Origin of the sequence: Luteibacter sp. ME-Dv--P-043b (assembly GCF_030209605.1) — a bacterium.
Classification (GTDB): Bacteria; Pseudomonadota; Gammaproteobacteria; order Xanthomonadales; family Rhodanobacteraceae; genus Luteibacter.
Genome location: NZ_JARVRT010000021.1, coordinates 88733 through 103951, shown reverse-complemented (window position 1 = coordinate 103951; position 15219 = coordinate 88733). Strand labels below are relative to the sequence as shown.

The window sequence follows — 15219 nt, the reverse complement described above, 5'->3', positions numbered from 1 at the left end:
ACCCGCGGGCCGCCACGGCGGCTCGCGGGTGGTGGTTTTTCTTCAGCCGGGAGCCACCCCCGACGCGTATACTCCTGCGACATCGATAGCCGCCTGGCGAGACCATGCCGCCGCACGCCTCCAACGACCGGACCCGGGCCCCCGGCTCGTGGCACTGACCCTCACGCCTGAAATGATCCTCGTGCTGGGCCTGGTGGGCTTCACCATGCTCATGCTCGTTCTGGAGTGGATCCGGGCCGACCTCGTCGCCCTGCTGGTCGTCGTCACCATCGGCCTGACCGGCCTGATTCCCGGCGACCAGGTATTCAACGGCTTTGCCGGTAACGCGGTCATCGCCATCATCGCCATCATGATCATGGGCGCCGGCCTGGACCGCGCCGGGGTGCTCAACCTGACGGCCGCCTTCGTGATGCGCATGGCGCGCGGCGTGGAATCGCGCCTGGGCGTGGTGGTCAACTCGGTCACCAGCCTGTTCAGTGCGGTCATCCCCAGCCAGGCCCTGGCCGCGCTGATGATCCCCGTGACCAGCCGACTCTCCGCCCGCACCGGCGTGCCGATGTCGCGCCTGCTGCTGCCCATGGCCTTCTGCATCCTGACGGCCACCAACACCACGCTGATCGCCAACTCGCCGCTGATCGTGCTGAACGACCTTATCGCCAGCGCCAACAGCAACCTGCCGCCCGGGGCGCACACCATCCCCCGCTTCGGCCTGTTCAGTGTCAGCCCGGTAGGCCTCGTGCTGGCCGTGGTGGGTGTGCTGTTCTTCTACTTCTTCACCCGCAAGCTGCTGCCCGAGCGTGAGGACGAGCGCCTGAAGGTCACCCCCGGCCGCACGGAAAGCTACTTCGCCGACACCTACGGCATCGCGGGCGAAACGGCGGAGCTCACCGTCACGGCGGAAAGCCCGCTGGTGGGCATGAGCATCGGCGAGGTGGAACAACTGCACGGCGCGCCGCTGATCCTGGCCATCAAGAACGGCAACGAGAGCCGCGTGGCGCCGCCTTCCGACCAGATGATCTGGGTGGGCACGGTGCTGGGCGTGCTGGCGCCCAAGGATGCCATCCAGGCGTTCGCCAACAACCAGCTGTGTCGCGTGTCCATGCGCATGCGCCAGCTCGGCGAGCAGTTCAACACCACGCGTGCCGGTATTTCCGAGGCGGTGGTGCCGCCCAGTTCGCGCTTCATCAAGCAGACCGTGGGCGAACTGCGCCTGCGCAAGCGCTTCGGTATCTCCGTGCTGGCGGTCAATCGCGGCGACGAGGTGTTTCGCGAGGATGTACGCGCGGTCAGCCTGCGCGCCGGCGATACCCTGGTGCTGCACAGCAAGTGGCGCGACCTGCTGCTGGCCGAGGAAGACCGCGACTTCGTGGTGGTCACCGACATCCCCAAGGAAGAACAGCGCCCCGGCAAGATCTGGCAGGCCGTGGGCTTCTTCGTGCTGGCCAAGTGCCTGGCCCTGTTCACCCACCTCGACCTGTCGGTGGCCATGATGACCGGCGCCGTGGGCATGCTGCTCACCGGCGTGCTCAACATGGACGAGGCCTACAAAGCCATCAACTGGAAGACCATCTTCGTCACCGCCTGCCTGATCCCGCTGGGCTGGTCGATGGACTCCACGGGCACGGCGTCGTGGCTGGCGCAGGAAGTGCTGGCGATCCTCGGCGGCGCGCCGCAATGGACGCTGCAGCTGTGCATCGCCGTGCTCACCCTGATGTTCTCGCAGGTGATGTCCAACGTCGGCGCCACCGTGATGATGGTGCCGCTGGCGATCAGCGTGGCGGTCAGCACGGGCGGCAACCCGTCGGCCTATGCGCTGATCGTCGCGGTGTCGTCGTCCAATACCTTCCTGCTGCCTTCGGGCCACCCCGCCCTGATGATGATCGCGGGCCCCGGCGGCTATCGCGCGAAGGATTTCCTGCGCGTGGGGCTGCCGCTGACGGTACTGGTGCTGGTGATCACCCTGGTGGTGATCAACCTCATGTACCGCTGAGGGGTTTCTCAGCCGCGAGGCGCACCACACCCTCGACCACGGCGACGGGCACGGCACGCAGACGGTCGCCACGGCAGGGGCCCTGGGTGCAGTCGCCGCTGTCGGCCGCAAAGGTGGCGCCGTGCGCCGCGCAGATGATCGTGCCGTTGCGGACCAGGAACCGCCCGGGCGCGTAATCCAGCCGGCGGCCCGCATGGGGGCATACGTTGAGGTAGGCGCGGGCCTCGTCGCCGTGGCGGTAGACCAGCAACGACTCCACCTCGCCCTGCACGAGGGCTTCGGCTTCGACGGCGCCACCATCGGGGATGTCGGCCAGCAGGCAGAGGGGTACGGCGGAGAGGTCGGGAGTCATGGCACTTGTCTATGAGGGTGGGTTGCCCCAAGGTAAAGCGGCAACCACGCATGTCATTGTGCCATACGGATTTTTAACCAATGCGCTTCGTCTTCCCGCCCCTTCGTCGTTCCCGCAACCCACTGGCCCGTGCCCTGTCCGTCGTGGCCGGCCTGGCCGTGCTCGGGGTGCTGCTGGTGTTCGGCGTGGTCGTCATCGGCGTGATGCTTGCCGGTGGCCTGGTCTTCCTGGCCGTCCGCCAGTGGAAGCTGGCTCGTGGCGGCGGGCGCCCCGCGCCGCAACCCTCGGCCACGCGCGCACCGCACGAGCCGAAGGTGCTGGAAGGCGAATTCGTGGTCATCCGCGAGCGCCAGCCGGTTCATCATTAAGGCCGCCCACGCAAGAAGCGGATAGTGCCGGGCGCAGGCCCGCGTCTACGCTGGCCCCTCCTAGCCGGAGGCCACGATGAAAACCCAGGTTCCCGCCATGCGCCCTACCGCCGACGATGCCCTGGAGAGGGTCCGTGCCGCGCTCGATGACGGCGGCGGCGCCAGCGATCTCGCTACCCTGGCCACGCTCGCGGGCCTCAGCCCGACCCACTTGCAGCGCGCCTTCCGCCGCCGCTTCGGTGTCAGCCCCGCGGAATACGCCCGTGCGCGGCGCTTCGACCAACTGCGTGGCGCGCTCCGCGAGGGGGCCAGCGTCACCGATGCCGTCTACGAAGCCGGGTTCGGTTCCGGTAGCCGCGTGTACGAAGAGAGTGACCGACGCCTGGGCATGACTCCGGCCAGTTACCGCGCCGGGGGCGCCGGGGCGGCCATTCGCTACACCACCACGGATACGCCACTGGGACGCCTGCTGGTCGCCACCACGGCGCGCGGCATCTGCGCGGTGACGCTGGGTGCCGACGACGACGCACTGCACGCACGGCTGGTGGCGGAGTTCCCCCTGGCCGAGCACGAGCGCGTCGACGCCGGGCGCGACGACTGGCTCGATGCGGTCATCGCCCGGGTCAGCCGCGACCTGGGCTGGGACCATGGCGACACCCCGGCCATGCCGCCACTGGATGTCGCCGCCACGGCCTTCCAGTGGCGGGTGTGGGAGGCCCTGACGCGCATACCGCAGGGCGAGACGCTGAGCTATGGTGAGCTTGCCGCGCGGCTGGGCGTGCCCAAGGCGGCCCGCGCCATCGGGCGGGCCTGCGGCAGCAACAAGCTGGCGCTGCTGGTGCCCTGCCACCGGATCATCCGCGAAGACGGCAGCCTGGGCGGCTGGCGCTGGGGCCTGGAAATCAAGCGGCAGCTGCTGGCCATCGAACGCGCCGTGAGCACCGCTCAAGCCTGACCTGCAAACGTTTCGCTACCGCGCCGTGCGCCACGGCGATATCTTTCCCGCTCCGCGCCGCACGAGGCGGCGCGTGCCTGCCCGGGTTACCCATGTCCAACGCCGCGTGCCACGCCAACGCTCCCACCCTTCCCCTGGCCGGCCCGCGCTGGCTGGTGCCGCTGTCGTTGCTGTCGATGTACCTGATCTGGGGCTCGACCTACCTGGGCATCCGCTACGCGCTGGTCAGCTACCCGCCGTTCCTGCTGGCGTCGATCCGCTTCGCGGTCGCCGGCGTGCTGATGTTCGCGGTGCTGCGCCTCCGTGGGGTGGCGTTGCCCACCGCCCGCCAGTGGCGCAACGCCGCCATCGTGGGCACGCTGCTGCTCGCCGGCGGCAACGGCCTGGTGTGCTTTGCCGAGCAGTCGGTCAGCTCCGGCATCGCCGCCGTCGCGGTCGCCAGCATGCCGCTGTTCGCGGCCGCCTTCGGTGGCCTCTATCGCGAATGGCCCACGCGTGGCGAGCTGGTCGGCTTGCTGCTCGGCTTCGTCGGCGTCGTGGTGCTCAACCTGGGCGACGGGCTTTCCGCCTCGCCGCTGGGCGCCATCGCCCTGATCGGCGCGGCCATGGCCTGGGCCTTCGGCTCGGTATGGTCCAAGCGCCAGGACATGCCCTCGGGCCCGATGAACACCGCGGCGCAGATGCTCTGTGCCAGCGTCTCGCTGGCGATCCTCGCGCTGCTGCACGGCGAGCGCCTGCCCGACCACCCGCAGGTCGGTGCGACGATCGCGCTGGCTTACCTCATCGTGTTCGGCTCGATCGTCGCCTTCAGCGCGTACCTCTACGTGCTCAAGACGGTGCGCCCCGCGCTGGCCACCAGCTACGCCTACGTGAATCCCCCCGTGGCGGTGCTGTTCGGCGTGGCCCTGGCCGGCGAGCATGTCGGTCCGTTCGACCTTGCCGGCATGGCCATCATCCTCGTGGGCGTGGGCATCATTACGCTGATGCGGACACGCAAGGCCTGAGTTTCGCCCCGGCGAATGTGACGCGGTTCTCGGCCTGCGCCTGCGCGCGCATTTTTGAGAATTATTCGATGGGCGGTGCGCGACCGCCCGCCTACGCTGCCCGTTTCACTCACGGGAGAACGGCATGACAGGCAGCCTGGCAACGCGTAACCGGAAAGCGTACCGACGACGCCTGTGCGTCGCGCGCGGTCTCACGGTCATGGGTATCGGCGTGGCGGCCATCGCGTCCTGCCAGCGTTTCCGGCCCGATACCGACCCCATGTATGCCGACCTGGACGCCCGGCTGTCCGACATCGACGCCTGCGATGCGCAGGACGGACGATGGAACCTCGAACGCGATACCTGCGAGGCCGGCAAGGCCGCGCCGGCCGACTGAATTCACAGCTCGCGCAGCGCCGTGGTCACCGGCACCCGCGCCGCGCGCAGTGCGGGAAACAGGCCGCCGATGAAGCCGATGGCCAGCGCCCACTTGATGCCCGTCCACAGCAGCGCGCCGCTCACGTGGAAACGAAATACCACCTGGCTGAAATTCGAACCCAGCGTCGAGGCGGTATACCCGTTGAAGACCAGCCAGACGACGCCGGCGCCGACCAAGCCGCCCAGCAGCGCCAGCAACATCGTCTCCAGCATCACCGACACCACCACCGGCAGCCCGCGGAAACCGATCGCCCGCAGCGTCGCTATCTCGCGTGCACGCGCCTGCACGGCGGCAAACATGGTGTTGAGCGCACCGAAGATGGCGCCGATCGCCATGATCAAGCCCACCGTGATGCCGACGGCACGTAGCACCTTGGTCAAGCCTTCGGACTGTTTGCTGAAATAGGCCTGCGTGGTACTGACATCCACCTTCAGTCGCGGATCGGCCGCCAGCGCCTTCTGGAAGGCCGGGAACGCCTGCGGCGAGTCCAGCATCACCGTGACCGACTGCACGCTGCTGCCGCGGCGGTACGCGGAGGCGACGCTTTCGGCGTCGCCCCACAGTTCGGACTCCAGCGCGTCGCCCGAGGTGAACTCGCCGACTACCGTCCAGGTCTGCCCGGCGAGGCGGATGCTCTTGCCGATGTCCAGCCCGGCGAATTGCGCGCGCGCCCCCTTACCCACGATCAGTTCGCGCAGGCCCGGCTGGAACGTGCGTCCCGCCACGATCCCCACCTGGTCGCGCAATGCCCACACGTCGGCGCCGACGCCGCGAATCGGCACATTGGCGTCGGTGTCGGGCGTGGCCTTGCGGGGGAGGTTGGCGACCACGACCAGCTCACCGGACGCGATCGGCCGACCCTTGGCGTCTTTCTTCACGCCCGGCGCCTGCATCACCACGTTGGCGCTGTCGCGATCGAGGATGGAGTTGAGTTCCGCCTGCGAGCCGCCGCGCAACACGATGGCGGTGCGGTCGTTACCCGTGGCCCGCAGCGTCTCGGCAAAGCCGTCGCTCATCGCCAGCATGGCCACCAGCACACCGACCACGCCCGCGATACCGACCACGACGACGGACGACGAGCCCAGGCGCTGCACCACGGTGGCCAGGCCCACGCGGGTCACCTGCCAGGTCTGCCGGCCACGCCGACTGAGCGCCATCCACGCAGTGAAGGCGAGGCCCAGTGCCACGATGCCCTGCCAGGGCAACGCGATCCATACGCCCAGGAAGGCGGCGACCAACAGCAGTGTCAACAGGCCGAAGCCGATTTTCTTGATGCGATTCATGACGGTTCCTCAGCGCCCGGCGAGCGCGTCGACGATGTTGAGGCGCATGGCGCGGCGGGCGGGCAAGGCGCCGACGAGCGCACCGATCGCCACCATGAGCGCCAGCCCCGTGAGCCAGGTCTGCAAGCCGATGGGCGGCAGATTGAGCATGCCGCCGCTGCCCTTGGCGACGATGGGCACCACGATGCCCGCCAGGGCCAGGCCCAGCACGCCACCCAGCACCAGCAGCAGGATGCCCTCGGCCAGCACCATGCCGAGCACGCTGCGACTGGAAAAGCCGATGGTCTTGAGCACGGCCAGCTCGCTGGTGCGCTCGCGCACGGCCTGCGCCATGGTGTTGCCGGTCAGCAGGATCAGGGTGAAGAACACCGCGCCCATGATAGCCGAGACGATGAGGCCGATATCGCCCAGCTGCTTGGCGAACGAGGCATTAAACGCCTGCTCGGTCTGCGTCTTGGTCTCGTGATCGGAGTTGGCGGACAGCGCGTCGATGGCCCTGGCCACGCTGTCGGCCTTGTCTGCGGAGGTCAGCTGCACGATGTACCAGCCCACGTTCGTGCCGATACTCCGAAAGGCGTTCGCATCCTCGAAATACTTGTGGTGAAAGAGGAATTGCTGATCGGTGCCGTTGGCCGCACCAGGAGCGGGCTTGTAGATGCCGACGATATCGAAGGGCCAGGTCTTGTCGCCGCTGCGCTGCGGAAAGATGGTCGACTGCAGCGGCACCTTGTCGCCGATCTTCCAGCCGAACCGCTTCGCCAGGGCCTCGCCCACGATGGCGCCGGTGCGCGTGGCTTCGAACACCTTGCGCTGGTCCGCCGGCAGGTCGATCTCGTGGTAGATGTCCAGGTAGTTGTCACTCACCGCGAAGCTGAGCACGACGTTCTTCGGGTCCTGGTAGATGCCGCCGAACCAGTTGGACCCGCCCACGGCTTTTACGCCGGGGATCGCCTGGATACGTGCGGCGAGGCTTGCAGGCAGCGACTGGATGATCGAATAACGCGATGTGGTGATCAGGCGATCCACGCCGGTTACGCTGTCGCCGGAGGAAAACGCGGCGCGCGTGGCATCCAGCATGCCGAACAGCAGGAAGGCCGCAAGGATCGACGCCAGCGTAAAGAAGGTACGCGTCTTGCGCCGGAACAACGCGGCCCAGATCAGGTGCATGTATTTCATGCGGAACTCCTTGCTCAGGCCGCGGCGTGTTCGACGAGGCTGCCCTTGTCGAGATGCAGCGTATGGTTGGCGTACTCGGCGGCCTTCGGATCGTGGGTCACCATCACGATGGTCTTGCCGTGCTCGCGGTTGAGCTCGCGCAGCAGCCCCAGGATGTCCTCGGCGGATTGTCGGTCCAGGTCGCCCGTCGGCTCGTCGCATACCAGTAGCGTGGGATCGGAGACGATCGCGCGGGCGATGGCCACCCGCTGCTGCTGCCCGCCCGAGAGTTCCGACGGCTTGTGCGACGCGCGATCGTCGAGCCCCACCAGTTGCAGGGCGATCGATGCGTTCGTGCGTCGCTGCGCGGCGGTCAGCTTCGTGAGCAACAGCGGCAGCTCGACGTTGCGTTGCGCGGTGAGCATGGGCATGAGGTTGTAGAACTGGAAGACGAAGCCGACGTGCGCCGCGCGCCAGCGGGCCAGCGCACCGGCACCCAGCCGGTCGATCCGCTCCCCGGCCACGGCCAGGCTGCCGGAGGTCGGCGTATCCAGCCCGCCAATCAGGTTCAGCAACGTGGTCTTGCCCGAACCGGACGGACCCATCAGGGCGAGGAAGTCCCCTTCCTCGATCGTCAGGTTCACGCCGTGCAGCACCTCGACCTTCTGCCGGCCGCGTTCGTAGACCTTGGAAAGGTCCTGGATGTCGATCAGGGTAGTCATGGCAAGGTTCTCCGGACGGTCAGGGCGAGGAAGCGGTGGAGGGAGCGGTGCTGATGGCAGCGGTGGCAGCAGCGACGGGTGTCGCGCGGCGTTCGAGGAAGGAGACGCGCACACCCATGTCCGGCACGATGCGGGCATCTTTCGTCTCCAGCGCAACGCGCACCTTCACCGTCGCCTTGCCGCGATCGGCCGCGGGCACGATGGCGATGACATGGGCGCCGATCTTCCAGTCCGGATAGGCATCCAGCACGGCCTCGGCCGGCATGTCCGCCCGCACGCGGCCGATATAGGCTTCGTTGACATCGACGTCGATCTCCAGCGAATCCATGTCGACGATGGTGCCGACGCCGGTACGGGTGAAGCCGCCACCGGCCGACAGGGGCGAGACGATCTCGCCGACCTGCGCCGCCTTGTCGGTGATCACCCCATCGAACGGCGCGCGCACCACGGTGTAGTCGAGATTGACCTGGCCCACGCCCACCTGCGCATCGGCCGCGTCGGCCTGGCGGCGTGAGGTGTCGAGCTGGGCGCGATACGTGGCGGCCTGGGTGCGGCTTTGCTCGGCTTGCTGCTTCGACACCAGCCCGCGAGCAACCAGCGCCTCCTGGCGATCCGCGTCACGCAGCGACTGGTCGAGCTGCGCCTGGCTCTGCGCGACGCCGGCGTGCGCCGCGGCGGCCGTGGCACGGCCGGCCTTGAGGCTGGCGCGCAGCGCGTTGTCCTCCAGCCGGGCCAGCACCTGGCCCTTCTTCACCCGGTCGCCTTCCTCGATCAGCACCTCGGTCAACGTGCCGGTGATCTGTGCCGACACCGTCGCCTGGCGACGCGCGGTGACATAGCCGGTGGCCTGCAGCACGGTGCCGGCGTCCGCGGCAGAGGACGGCGCCACGGTCGCGGTCGAGGCGGGGGACGGCGCCGGCTGGATTTCGACAGGCCGCCGGGCAGCGACGAACCAGGCCACGGCACCGAGGGCGAGCAGCGCCAGCACGATGCCGAGCAGCCACCGGACGATACGCGCCGGCTTGCCGTTTTCGTTCCCCGGCGATTCCTTCTGCGACCGGTCGATCTTGAGCTGGCGTAGCAGCTCGGCGTTCGCTTTCATGTTCCCTGGCCCCTGGCAATGCGGATCGGCAACACGATCATCCGGCCCGGGCGGCACCCGCACCACTTCCGCCCATCAGCCATCCGCCGTGACATCTGTCACCTGATACCCTTTGCCCATGCCTACCGTCATCCCAGCGCCAGCCTCGCCGAGCATCCCCGTCACGGGGCGCACCGAACGTTTCCCGGTCCGCCGCGTCTTCTGCATCGGCCGCAACTACGCCGACCACGCGCGCGAGATGGGCGCCTCGGTCGATGCCGCCAATCCGATGTTCTTCACCAAGCCCGCGGACGCCCTCGTCACCGACGGCGCCGACGTGCCCTACCCCTCGGCCACGAACGACCTGCACCACGAAGTGGAAATGGTCGTGGCGCTGGGCTCGGGCGGCTCGAACCTCACGACCGAGCAGGCCGCCGCCACGGTCTGGGGCTACGGCGTGGGCCTGGACCTGACCCGCCGCGACCTGCAGGCCCAGGCCAAGGCCAAGGGCGCACCGTGGGATGTGGCCAAGGCGTTCGATCACTCCGCGCCCGTCTCCGCCCTGGTGCCCGCCGACCAGGCCTCGCCCGACGCCACCACCCGTATCGCGCTGGAGATCAACGGCGAGCTGCGCCAGCAGGCGGTGCTGGGCGACATGGTGCTGGGCGTGCCCGAGATCCTCGCCGCGCTGTCGAGGCTGTTCGAACTCAAGGCAGGCGACATCGTCTACACCGGCACCCCTGCCGGTGTGGCCGCGCTGGTGCGAGGCGATCGTTTCCGGGCCACACTCGAAGGCATCGCCATGCTGGAAGGCCGGGTGGTCTGAGTCCGCAAGACCGGCGGGTCCGACGCCGCCGGGCGTGACTTCGCGAACTCCTTACATCCCGACCGTTAATTTCCTACGTTCGACGTCCCGCCCCCAAGGAGAACCACCCATGAGCATCGTCGCGGAATTCAAGAAATTCGCCCTGCGCGGCAACGTGATCGACCTGGCGGTCGGTGTCGTGATCGGCGCGGCCTTCAGCAAGATCGTCACGTCGCTGGTCGACAACATCATCATGCCGCCCATCGGCTGGCTGATCGGCGGCATCGATTTTTCCGACTGGAAATGGGTGCTCAAACCTGCCGACGCCGCGAACAAGACCGCCGAAGTGGCCATCCAGTACGGCGTGTTCATCAACGTGCTGATCCAGTTCATCATCATCGCGTTCGCCATCTTCCTCGTGGTCAAGGCCATCAACCGCCTCACCCGCCGCGAAGAAGCCAAACCCGCCGCTCCCGCCGCCGACGTGGTGCTGCTCACGGAAATCCGCGACCTGCTCAAGCAGCAACCCCCGCGCGCCTAACCCGCCACCGAGCCTATGCGCGCGCGGTAGGAGCGGACGATGTCCGCGATCCAAGCCCAACGCCACGCACAAAAAAAAGAGGCCGCCAGGTGGGAGCCCGGCGGCCTTATCTGGGGAGATCGTTGCGCCGCAGTAGATGAGTCGGGGGACTCGCGGCGCTTATTGTTGGTATGACCTAGCCAAACGCCCGATCAGAAGTCGTAGTTGATCCCGAAGCGGACGTAACGCGGCGTGCTGAAGTAATTGATGCGGTCGTAGTTGGTGTTGAGCGCCTTGCTGTTGCCGTAGAGGGCATACGTGGACGTCGCCACCGACTCGTTCAACAGGTTGTAGACCATCACGTTGAAGCCAAGTTTCTTGTCAGCCCATACCGGACGGTATTCGGCGGACAAGGACACGATGTGCTGCCACGGCTGGCGACCCGCCGCACCGGGGGCGGAAGCCACGCCACCGCAGTAGTGGTAATAGCTGCCGTAGCCCACCGGGTTGCTCTCGTCCGCACCGTAGTAACCCAGGCACGTCTTCGGCGTACCGGAAAGCAATGCGATGTTGCCGGAGAGCATCCACTCCGGCGCCACCTGCCACGAGCCGTAGATCTTTAGCTGGTGCTTGCGGTCGTTGGACAGCAGGCCGTTGGAGTTCTCCATCAGCTTCCCGAAGTCCCAGTCCACCGTCGCCGACACGTCGGACTGGCCGATGTCGGACCGGACCTGGCCTTCGCTGTCGCCGTAGCTCTTCGAGTACACGTAGTCGATCTTGGCTTGCCACGTGCCGTCGAACGGATGCTCGAGGAAGGTCTCCAGACCGTAGTAGCTACGCTTGGCGTGCGGCATGCCGAAGTCTTCCTTCGTCACGTCGATGCTGTAGTAGCCACCGGCCGGATTGACGACACGGTAGGTGTTGGCCCGGCCAGGATTGGACAGGTAGCAACCGTTGAGCGTGGTCGGATCGATGTCGTAGCCGAGTGCCTCGGCCTTGGCCGCGATGGTGCCCGTATCGCAGATATCGTCGAGGATGTTGCGCAGCTTGCGCACCTGGCCTTTCATGCCCCAGACGTAGTCGGCGTTGATCTGCTGGGTGAAGCCCAGCAGGTATTCATCCTGGTACTCGGAACGGATGTTGCTGGAAGCGACCGTCTTCGCATCCGGTGCCTGACCGTACTCGTTGTTGGCCGACACGGCGCCGCCGGTGGACGAAGCCAGCGGGGTGAGACCCGTCGGATTGCCGTTGGCATCGATACCGGTGTACGTGTAGTACTGGTTGGTGTACAGCGAGCCCGCCGCCGCACGCAGCGCCACCGAGGCCGGCATGGCGAGGTAGTAGCGACCGGCATTGGCGTACACCTTCAGCGACGAGTCGCCATGCACGTCCCAGCTGAAGCCCAGGCGCGGCGCCCACTGCGGCTTGGTCATGCGCAGGTAGGCATCGCCGTCCGGGTTGTAGTTGGTGAACTGATCGTTGCGCAGGCCGATCTTGACCAGCCAGCGATCGTCCACCTGCCAGCTGTCTTCGATGTACTGGGCACGCTGCTTCACCCGCACCGAGGCCGAGGTGCTGTACAGGTACTTGGACACGTAGTAACCCGTTTCGCCGCCCGCACCCGTGTTGGGCGCGGCGACGAAGGGCGTGCCGCTGATCGGCGTAGCCGGGTCGCCGAAGCCGTAGAGCCAGGCGCTGCCCGTCTCGCCATCGTCGATGTCGTGCGAGTTGAGGTTGTCGATGCCGGCGGTGATGGTGTGGTCGCCCAGCTTCCACGACAGGTCAAGGCGCAGGTTGTTGCTGGTGGCGCGGTGGTCGGGATTGTTCGCCGTGAGAACCGTCTGCGAATTGACGATCGGCGTGCCGCCGGTGAGGGCGGGGTTCTCGAACTCGGAGCCGTTGATGTACGTCAGCGTCGGATCGTAACCCGGTGTCTGGCTGAAATACGTCATCTTCTGCTTGCCGTACAGGGCGGTCAGCGTGATGTCGTCGGTGATATAGCTGGTGTACTTGGCGATCGACACCTGTGCGCTGTTCTTGGTCGAGGTGTCGAAGCTGTTGAGGTCGCCGGTCTGCCTGGTGTCGTAGTCGTAGTTGTACAGGTTGCCCTTGTACGAGGTCTTCGTCGACGCGCCGGTCAGCTCGAGGATGTTGTTGTCGTTGATGTTCCAGTCGACCTTGGCGTACCACTTCGGATTGCTGTACTGGTACTGCGTGTTGTACGACGAGGTGACGGCACCCACGCTGTCCCCGGACCGCTTGTCGCCTTCCACCGCGGCGAAGAAGAACAGCTTGTCCTTGATCAGCGGGCCACCGACATAGGCGCTCTCGGTGGTTTCCCACGATTTATTCTGCGAATAACGACGGTAGATCTCGCCATCGTTGGCACCGGACACGTAGTAGCTGTTCGGGCTGGTGCCACGGGCGAACGCCGGGGTCCACTGCACCTGGGCGCCGAAGTGCCATTCGTCGGTACCGCGCTTGCCGCTCTGGCTGATCACGCCGCCATCGGATCGTCCGTAGGCGGCGCCGTAGCCGCCGCTGAGGATCTCCTGCTGGTCGATGGCGCCGTAAGGCAGGCTGATGCCGCCGAAACCGCTGAGCGGGTCGGTGGTGTTGAAGCCGTTGAGGTAATACGCGTTCTCTGTCACCGAGGAACCGGAGAACGACACCAGCGACGAGCCGGTCGTGCCGCTGGTGAAGCCGCTGTAGCCGGGCACCACGCCGGGTGCCAGCAGCGCGATGGCTTCGGCGCTGCGCGCCAGCGGCAGCTGGGCCAGCTGCTGCGAGGTAATGACGGTGCGCGCGTCCACGCTGGATACGTCGATGGCCGGCAGCGAATTGGCCGACACGGTGACCGCGCCCAGGCTGGTGGTGGCACCGCTGGCGGCCGCGAACGACACCTCGGTACCCGAGCCTACTCGCAGCGTGATGTCACTGCGGGTGTCCACCACCTTGCCGCCCTGCACGAGGGAGACGGTATACGTGCCCAGGGGCAGCGAGCCCACGGTGTAACGGCCGTCGCTACCCACGGTCACCTCGCGGGTGACGCCGGAGCTGCTCCTGGCCTGGACGGTTTCCCCTTCGGCGGCCGGCGCCTGGCCGAAAATGCTGCCGGTGGTCGACTGGGCCAGGACGACGGTGCTGCCCAGGGCCATCGCCAGCGCGAGGCTGATCCGGCTGAGCCGGATGGATGTCGGATTCTTCACTGTGGAACTCTCCCCGAAATTTAGGATGTGCGACGCCACGAGGCGCGCGCCCGGCAAGGCGCTCTCCCCCACTGCCCATGGCGTGTGGTTCGATGCGGAACGTTGCGTGGCCGCATGGCCACGACATCAATCTAGTGTTAAGAACATGCACCCATTCGGCGGAAACTGCCGCGTCATTCGGTCATTCGTTGGATGTTTGGACGTCCGAACCATCCAGCATGGGTATCGGGCCGAGCATGGCGGCCTGGCGAAACCGCCGCGGCGACGTCCCTACGTGATCGCGAAAGCAGCGGCTGAAGTTGGTCATGTCGCCAAAGCCCCAGGCATGCGCGATATGCGCGATGCTCCGATGGCGCAGTCGCGGATCGGCCAGCTCGCGCTGGCAGCGGGCCAGGCGTTCCAGGCGCACCCAGCGCATGAGCGTCAGGCCTTCGTCGGAAAACAAGTCGAACAGGTGGCTGGACGACAGGCCCACACCTTTCGCGATCATGTCGATACACAGCTCGGGATCGGCCAGGTGCTCGCGCGCGTACTGGCGTACCTGACGCTTGTGATAGTGACGCAGGCGAGGCAAGGCGTCGCCTTCCGCACCCACCGATTCCAGTGCCGCCGCAAGAAGATGCGGAACGGCATCGGCCAGCCGGTCGGCCAACGCGTCGGTCAGTCCCGCCGGATGCGCGAACATTTCCTGAAACAACACACGAAGGAAGCCGACGCTGGCGAGGTGTCCCGGCAAGCCGATGGCCGCCACGTCGGCCAGACGGGGAATGGCGTCACGCAGGGCCACCAGCGGAAGATGGATCGCCTGCACGGTGCACCGGCCGACCTCCAGGCGGAACGGCCGCGACAGGTCGATGAGACAGAAGTCGCCCGCGGCGAGGTCGCCATGGCGGCCGTGCTGTTCGATGCGTGCACGGCCGTCGAGTTGCAGGCTGAGCAACACGGCTTGCCGGTGCTCCGGGGGCAGTGCGTTCTCGGTCAGCACGTGCGGGGTGTGGCGGAAGACGCCCAGGCGCAGGCGTTCCCCGGCATACCCGTCGATCAATGCACTGGTCTCGAAGCGGCTGGGGGCGCGCTCGACCAGCGCCTGCCAGAAGCGGCGGGCCAGCAGGCGATTAGTTGCGATACCCTCGTCGACGGGTGGCGACTCGGCAAGAACATGCGATAGGGACGGCAAGGCGGCGATTCCGATAGGCAAGTGGGCACGGGGGCGCGGCAAGCGGCTTCATGGTCTTCCCTGGATGGCGTGTGCGTTGGCTTACGCTAAGCGGTTGGCGTCACGGAAGAATGTCGCTGTGTGTCCGTTGTGTGTCGGTTCTTTTGCCGCGTCGGCAAACGCCGCGTCCCCGCGTCTGGT

Annotated in this window: 14 protein-coding genes; 7 read left to right on the top strand and 7 right to left on the bottom strand. The window is 67.0% G+C overall.

Annotated features, from left to right (window positions below; all coding sequences use genetic code 11):
• Positions 1-172: 172 nt before the first annotated feature.
• Positions 173-1990, top strand: coding sequence for an SLC13 family permease (locus QRN34_RS13710; RefSeq protein ID WP_285405299.1), 1818 nt, complete (start codon positions 173-175; stop codon positions 1988-1990).
• On the opposite strand, the gene QRN34_RS13705 is transcribed toward QRN34_RS13710, so the two are convergent.
• On the bottom strand, positions 1977-2342 hold the full coding sequence (locus QRN34_RS13705) for a Rieske (2Fe-2S) protein (RefSeq protein ID WP_285405209.1): 366 nt from the start codon (positions 2340-2342) through the stop codon (positions 1977-1979). The two genes, QRN34_RS13710 and QRN34_RS13705, sit on opposite strands and share 14 nt — an antisense overlap.
• An 80-nt stretch (positions 2343-2422) precedes the next feature.
• On the opposite strand from QRN34_RS13705, the gene QRN34_RS13700 reads away from it, so the two are divergent.
• The 4 genes from QRN34_RS13700 to QRN34_RS13685 all read left to right on the top strand — a co-directional run bounded on the left by QRN34_RS13700 (position 2423) and on the right by QRN34_RS13685 (position 5045).
• Positions 2423-2710 (top strand): hypothetical protein, encoded by a 288-nt coding sequence (locus QRN34_RS13700; RefSeq protein WP_285405208.1) that lies wholly within the window; start codon positions 2423-2425, stop codon positions 2708-2710.
• Positions 2711-2786: 76 nt separating this feature from the next.
• The gene (locus QRN34_RS13695; RefSeq protein ID WP_285405207.1) at positions 2787-3665 is read left to right on the top strand and encodes a methylated-DNA--[protein]-cysteine S-methyltransferase; all 879 of its coding nucleotides are present in this window, start codon (positions 2787-2789) and stop codon (positions 3663-3665) included.
• A gap of 92 nt (positions 3666-3757) precedes the next feature.
• Complete coding sequence (gene yedA, locus QRN34_RS13690; protein WP_285405206.1) at positions 3758-4669, top strand: drug/metabolite exporter YedA; 912 nt, start codon at positions 3758-3760, stop codon at positions 4667-4669.
• Positions 4670-4793: 124 nt separating this feature from the next.
• On the top strand, positions 4794-5045 hold the full coding sequence (locus QRN34_RS13685; RefSeq protein WP_285405205.1) for a hypothetical protein: 252 nt from the start codon (positions 4794-4796) through the stop codon (positions 5043-5045).
• 2 nt (positions 5046-5047) lie between these two features.
• Here the strand turns inward: QRN34_RS13685 and QRN34_RS13680 are convergent, their stop codons facing one another.
• From QRN34_RS13680 to QRN34_RS13665, 4 genes are read right to left on the bottom strand one after another with little or no spacing between them, the layout of a single operon-like run.
• Entirely contained in the window at positions 5048-6370 is a 1323-nt protein-coding gene (locus QRN34_RS13680; protein ID WP_285405204.1) for an ABC transporter permease, read from the bottom strand.
• A gap of 9 nt (positions 6371-6379) precedes the next feature.
• Positions 6380-7546 carry an FtsX-like permease family protein gene (locus QRN34_RS13675; protein ID WP_285405203.1) on the bottom strand — a complete coding sequence of 389 codons (1167 nt, stop codon included), beginning with the start codon at positions 7544-7546 and terminating at the stop codon, positions 6380-6382.
• Positions 7547-7560: 14 nt separating this feature from the next.
• The gene (locus QRN34_RS13670; protein ID WP_285405202.1) at positions 7561-8247 is read right to left on the bottom strand and encodes an ABC transporter ATP-binding protein; all 687 of its coding nucleotides are present in this window, start codon (positions 8245-8247) and stop codon (positions 7561-7563) included.
• A 19-nt stretch (positions 8248-8266) separates the two neighbouring features.
• A complete protein-coding gene (locus tag QRN34_RS13665; RefSeq protein ID WP_285405201.1) occupies positions 8267-9349 on the bottom strand; it encodes an efflux RND transporter periplasmic adaptor subunit in 1083 nt (360 codons plus the stop codon).
• Positions 9350-9467: 118 nt separating this feature from the next.
• On the opposite strand from QRN34_RS13665, the gene QRN34_RS13660 reads away from it, so the two are divergent.
• Together QRN34_RS13660 and mscL are read left to right on the top strand one after the other, a co-directional pair.
• Complete coding sequence (locus tag QRN34_RS13660) at positions 9468-10154, top strand: fumarylacetoacetate hydrolase family protein (RefSeq protein WP_285405200.1); 687 nt, start codon at positions 9468-9470, stop codon at positions 10152-10154.
• A gap of 109 nt (positions 10155-10263) precedes the next feature.
• Complete coding sequence (gene mscL / locus QRN34_RS13655) at positions 10264-10674, top strand: large-conductance mechanosensitive channel protein MscL (RefSeq protein ID WP_036137856.1); 411 nt, start codon at positions 10264-10266, stop codon at positions 10672-10674.
• 191 nt (positions 10675-10865) lie between these two features.
• On the opposite strand, the gene QRN34_RS13650 is transcribed toward mscL, so the two are convergent.
• Positions 10866-13862 (bottom strand): TonB-dependent receptor plug domain-containing protein, encoded by a 2997-nt coding sequence (locus QRN34_RS13650; protein WP_345782903.1) that lies wholly within the window; start codon positions 13860-13862, stop codon positions 10866-10868.
• 181 nt (positions 13863-14043) lie between these two features.
• Positions 14044-15039 carry a helix-turn-helix domain-containing protein gene (locus tag QRN34_RS13645; protein WP_285405197.1) on the bottom strand — a complete coding sequence of 332 codons (996 nt, stop codon included), beginning with the start codon at positions 15037-15039 and terminating at the stop codon, positions 14044-14046.
• Positions 15040-15219: the final 180 nt, after the last annotated feature.

What these genes read in the sequence shown, in the direction of transcription:
- QRN34_RS13695 (WP_285405207.1), top strand. Translation starts at nt 2,787, where the DNA reads ATGAAAACCCAGGTTCCCGCCATGCGCCCTACCGCCGACGATGCCCTG.
- QRN34_RS13705 (WP_285405209.1), bottom strand. Translation starts at nt 2,342, where the DNA reads ATGACTCCCGACCTCTCCGCCGTACCCCTCTGCCTGCTGGCCGACATC.
- QRN34_RS13685 (WP_285405205.1), top strand. Translation starts at nt 4,794, where the DNA reads ATGACAGGCAGCCTGGCAACGCGTAACCGGAAAGCGTACCGACGACGC.
- QRN34_RS13665 (WP_285405201.1), bottom strand. Translation starts at nt 9,349, where the DNA reads ATGAAAGCGAACGCCGAGCTGCTACGCCAGCTCAAGATCGACCGGTCG.
- QRN34_RS13700 (WP_285405208.1), top strand. Translation starts at nt 2,423, where the DNA reads ATGCGCTTCGTCTTCCCGCCCCTTCGTCGTTCCCGCAACCCACTGGCC.
- yedA (WP_285405206.1), top strand. Translation starts at nt 3,758, where the DNA reads ATGTCCAACGCCGCGTGCCACGCCAACGCTCCCACCCTTCCCCTGGCC.
- QRN34_RS13660 (WP_285405200.1), top strand. Translation starts at nt 9,468, where the DNA reads ATGCCTACCGTCATCCCAGCGCCAGCCTCGCCGAGCATCCCCGTCACG.
- QRN34_RS13675 (WP_285405203.1), bottom strand. Translation starts at nt 7,546, where the DNA reads ATGAAATACATGCACCTGATCTGGGCCGCGTTGTTCCGGCGCAAGACG.
- mscL (WP_036137856.1), top strand. Translation starts at nt 10,264, where the DNA reads ATGAGCATCGTCGCGGAATTCAAGAAATTCGCCCTGCGCGGCAACGTG.
- QRN34_RS13670 (WP_285405202.1), bottom strand. Translation starts at nt 8,247, where the DNA reads ATGACTACCCTGATCGACATCCAGGACCTTTCCAAGGTCTACGAACGC.
- QRN34_RS13680 (WP_285405204.1), bottom strand. Translation starts at nt 6,370, where the DNA reads ATGAATCGCATCAAGAAAATCGGCTTCGGCCTGTTGACACTGCTGTTG.
- QRN34_RS13710 (WP_285405299.1), top strand. Translation starts at nt 173, where the DNA reads ATGATCCTCGTGCTGGGCCTGGTGGGCTTCACCATGCTCATGCTCGTT.